Raw genomic sequence first — 3,172 nt, 5'->3', positions numbered from 1 at the left:
GGTCGTTCAAGTCAACATCACAACCAAGAATGGCGCTCAGTATGAAATCTCTCACAGTTTCTTAGCACTTTATCTTACCGAATTAAACCAGGCCGGAATTGAGCTGCCGGCAAGCCCAACAATGGTTGGCCAGCCAAACGTGAAGTAACAAGCAAAATGGATCCAAAGAAAAGACCAGAGGAAACGCATCCGCTTTCCTCAAGTTATTTCTTGGGATCCATTTTTAGCATGTTTAATGAGTCTCTACGTAACTCAAATTTTTCTTTTCACCCCAGCTTTTTTCCGTTGAGCAGCTGTTTTTTGGTTGTACACCGGAAGGGCAACGTATCGTTTGGAAAAGTTATGGGCGAGGTAATTAATTTCTTTAAACAACTCACGACGGGTAATAATTCCCTTAAAGTGGTTGTCTGAATCAACGTAGACCAGGAAGTTCTCATCAACCAAGTACCGCATAATCGCTTCAAGATTATCCCGTTCATATATCGTGGGGACATCTGTCTGCATAATTTGTTTCACTTTCATGGATTCCAGTGGCCGACTAGTGATGCCGGTATCTTGAAGCATCAGTTCAGTAATCATAGGCAATGAAACCAAACCCTTAAAGTGATTATTGTTATCGAGTACCGGAATCTTGGCATACTTGACCTTGGTTAAAACCATAAACACATGCTGAAGGTCGTTATTTTCATTAACGGTTGCAACCAGGTCAGCAGGAATTAAAATATCCCGCTGGCTTTCTCTCATGACGGTTTCAATCGGCTTATCAATCATGTAATCGCAAACTCCTTTGTTAAGACGAAAAATGAAACTTCAACTGATCAATCGAAGACAGCTGACGATCATAATATTGAACCTCGTAAGTATCCTGCTTCCCATCAATCACGGCAAACGTACCGCCAATTGGGGCGTATTGACCACGGGGATATGAAATACTGCCGGGATTGACAAACAACATGCCGTCTTCCATCTCAGCCCCTAGTTGATGGGTGTGTCCGAACAAGACAATATCAACCCCCAGACTGCGGCCATATAATTTCAGTGTCAACAAGCCACTATTGACGTTTTGGTGGTGCCCGTGGGTCGTCAAAATGGTGTGGCCGTCAATCGTCGTCAAATCGTGATCGGCAAATGGTTCAAAGTCCATATTTCCTGCCACCAGGTGGAGCTTTGAGATCAACGGATCCCCCTGTTTAAACTCCGAATCACCACAATGAAAAATGCCATCAACTTTACCTTCGTAATGATCGACGATTTTTTGAATAATCTCACGATCGCCGTGGTTATCGCTCACAACAACAATTTTCATTGGTCCCACATCTCCAATAACTTATTCAACAGATTGCGGATTGCGTTTCCCCGGTGACTAATCAAGTTCTTGTCGTGGGTCGACATTTCGGCCAGCGTCTTTTGTGCTTCCGGCACATAAAATAACGGATCGTACCCAAAGTCATTGTTCCCACGACGGGCACGTAAAATTTCACCGTTAATGCGTCCTGATGCGACCACTTTATCGCCCTCGGGAGTCAAATAAACCAATACAGATTCAAAATAAGCGTTTCGATTTTGCTTATTTTGCATTTCCTTTAGGAGTTTGTTATTGTTGGCGTCGTCATCATGATCGCCGGCATAGCGCGCTGAATGAACCCCTGGTTGGCCATCAAGTGCCTGGACTACTAATCCGGAGTCATCGGCAATCACCGCTTGATGGGTGAACTTCATGATCCCAGTTGCCTTTAAAGTCGCGTTCTCTTCAAAAGTCGTGCCGGTTTCCTCAATCTCTGGGACGTTTTCAAAATGTTTTAGTGATTTGATTGATACGCCGGTATCTTTAAAGGCATCTTCAAATTCAATCACCTTATGTGCGTTTTGAGATGCAATCACAATTGAATCTGGTCGTTTCAAGGTCCATCTCTCCTTTTAAATATCTAAATGAGCCGCGCTAATCGGTTCACCAAGTAATTGATCGGCAATCTTGGCGAAGTCTTTTGGTTTTCCGGTCGTGAAATATTGGCGGGTTTGTCGGCTCGCCGACCGGTCATTCAGCGCGTCATGCTGCTGCAGATAATCCAGAACTTGCTGAGCCGTCGCGATTCCGGGATCAACTAACGTGACATCCGGCCCAACCACATTTTGAATTTCCGTTCGCAATACCGGAAAATGGGTACAGCCCATTACCAGAGTATCTATCGGCTTATCCATGAACCAGGCAAGACGGTTATTGACGGCAGCTTGCGCTTCAACAGTTCCTGCAAGCCCTTCTTCAACCATCGTGACAAATTCCGGACATCCCAGCGATGAAACCTTGGCATGCGGATTAGCCTGCTTGATAAGGCGCTGATAGTCACCGGAGCGAACGGTCCCGTTGGTGGCAATCACGCCAATCTGGCCAGTTTTTGAGACGTTAGCCGCTGATGTGGCGCCCGGCTGAATCACCCCAATCACGGGGATTGGTAAGATTTTGGTAAGATACTCATATGCCGCTGCAGTCGCGGTGTTACAAGCAATGACAAATATTTTAACATCTTGGGCCAACATATAATCTGCAATGCGCTTTGTTAAAGCTCTGACCACCTCGGATGATTTTTGGCCATACGGTAAGTTGGCTTGATCCCCCACAAAGATGTACGATTCATTAGGGAGAACTTTGGTAATTTCCTTTAAAACGGTAAGCCCGCCGACCCCCGAGTCCATAACGCCAATTGGCCGCTTATCCAACTGAATTCCTTCTTCCCTTGGTACTGTTATATCTATTATCTTTCATAAGAAACATATATTCAACTGACAAATCATGGCAAGTGATTGTAGTATATAATAAGAATATTACATTTTACATTGATGGAGATTAAAAAATGAATAACGACGTATACAAGAATTTTATTAACGACAGCACAATGAACAATTTATTGGGACAAGAGTTGATTCGAGATACATTGCTTCCGGAAATCCTGGGAAAAGAAGCTCACGAAATCTCTTATTGGGCGGGTAAACATCTTGCCCGCAACCATCGCTTGGCAACCTACGAAGATTTGGAAACCTTCTTCCAACAGTTCCAGTTTGGGACACTGACACTTTTAAAACGAGCCGGCAATCAAATCCACTGGCAATTAAGCGGAAAAATCGTTGCCGAACGGCTGACTGCTTTTGATGATCCTGATTTTTATTTGGAATCCGG

General features: G+C 44.4%; 5 protein-coding genes. 1 reads left to right on the top strand and 4 read right to left on the bottom strand.

Annotation, left to right across the window (positions count from 1 at the left end; translation table 11 throughout):
• Positions 1 to 252: 252 nt before the first annotated feature.
• The 4 genes from cbpB to murI are packed head-to-tail and all read right to left on the bottom strand — an operon-like array spanning position 253 to position 2,691.
• Positions 253 to 771 (bottom strand): cyclic-di-AMP-binding protein CbpB, encoded by a 519-nt coding sequence (gene cbpB / locus AB3112_RS10060; protein WP_084972641.1) that lies wholly within the window; start codon positions 769 to 771, stop codon positions 253 to 255.
• Between the two features lie 19 nt (positions 772 to 790).
• Positions 791 to 1,306, bottom strand: coding sequence for a metallophosphoesterase (locus AB3112_RS10055; RefSeq protein WP_057909266.1), 516 nt, complete (start codon positions 1,304 to 1,306; stop codon positions 791 to 793).
• On the bottom strand, positions 1,303 to 1,902 hold the full coding sequence (locus AB3112_RS10050; RefSeq protein WP_057909267.1) for an XTP/dITP diphosphatase: 600 nt from the start codon (positions 1,900 to 1,902) through the stop codon (positions 1,303 to 1,305). Before AB3112_RS10050 ends, AB3112_RS10055 begins: the two co-directional genes overlap by 4 nt.
• A 15-nt stretch (positions 1,903 to 1,917) precedes the next feature.
• Complete coding sequence (gene murI, locus AB3112_RS10045) at positions 1,918 to 2,691, bottom strand: glutamate racemase (protein WP_239822822.1); 774 nt, start codon at positions 2,689 to 2,691, stop codon at positions 1,918 to 1,920.
• A gap of 158 nt (positions 2,692 to 2,849) precedes the next feature.
• Here murI and AB3112_RS10040 point away from each other — a divergent pair.
• Positions 2,850 to 3,172, top strand: a 323-nt coding sequence (locus AB3112_RS10040) for a DUF2507 domain-containing protein (protein WP_367334416.1), incomplete at its 3' end; no start/stop codon positions are given.

The sequence above is a fragment of the Lentilactobacillus sp. genome, assembly GCF_040773105.1.
Classification (GTDB): domain Bacteria; phylum Bacillota; class Bacilli; order Lactobacillales; family Lactobacillaceae; genus Lentilactobacillus; species Lentilactobacillus parabuchneri.
This window is presented reverse-complemented; position numbering and strand designations above follow the sequence as displayed.

Excerpts from the sequence above, each read along its gene's own strand:
- cbpB (WP_084972641.1), bottom strand. The coding sequence starts at position 771 with ATGATTGATAAGCCGATTGAAACCGTCATGAGAGAAAGCCAGCGGGAT.
- AB3112_RS10055 (WP_057909266.1), bottom strand. The coding sequence starts at position 1,306 with ATGAAAATTGTTGTTGTGAGCGATAACCACGGCGATCGTGAGATTATT.
- murI (WP_239822822.1), bottom strand. The coding sequence starts at position 2,691 with ATGGACTCGGGGGTCGGCGGGCTTACCGTTTTAAAGGAAATTACCAAA.